The 623-nt window shown below is 36.4% G+C and carries 1 protein-coding gene; it reads left to right on the top strand.

The genetic code is table 11. The features are described from left to right. Positions 1-623, top strand: a 623-nt coding sequence (locus tag GW534_RS16005; RefSeq protein ID WP_407670494.1) for a 5-oxoprolinase subunit C family protein, incomplete at both ends; no start/stop codon positions are given.

The raw sequence follows: 623 nt of genomic DNA, 5'->3' as shown, positions 1-623 counted from the left end.
ACAAATCCACTTATTTACGTGCAGGTATTGGTGGTTTTAATGGTGCGGCATTGAAAGCTGGTGATAAGTTATCCATCGGACGTTGTAGCGGTGTTGCTGAAAAGATTCAATCATCGCTTAAAAAATATGAAAAAAACGGATACTCTGAGTCAACATGGGGGGCTAACCCGAAACGTTTAACAATGATTCAAAATAAGCGTACTAAGGAAGTTCGCGTCATTCGTGGAAGACAATTTGATTTGTTTAGTGAAGAAAGTCAAAAACAATTTTTAAGCTCTCCATTTACAATTACAAACCAATCGGACAGAATGGGATATCGATTACAAGGTGCCAAATTAAATTTAGCAAGTGAACAAGAGATGATTTCTGAAGCTGTCAACTTTGGAACTATTCAGGCTCCACCGGACGGCAATCCAATCGTTCTTCTTGCTGACCGTCAAACTACCGGTGGTTATCCGAAAATAGGACAAGTCATCCAAGTTGATTTACCTATTATTGCACAAGCAAAACCTGGAGAAGAACTTACGTTTTCAGAAGTTTCATTATCTGTAGCTCAAAAACTCTATATTGATAGAGAGAAATATATAAAAGAAATAAAAATTGGTATTCAATTAAAATTCATA

Source organism: Pallidibacillus pasinlerensis (genome assembly GCF_009996845.1).
GTDB lineage: Bacteria > Bacillota > Bacilli > Bacillales > Caldibacillaceae > Pallidibacillus > Pallidibacillus pasinlerensis.
The sequence above is the reverse complement of the archived record's forward strand: the minus strand, read 5'-3'. Positions and strand labels throughout refer to the sequence as shown.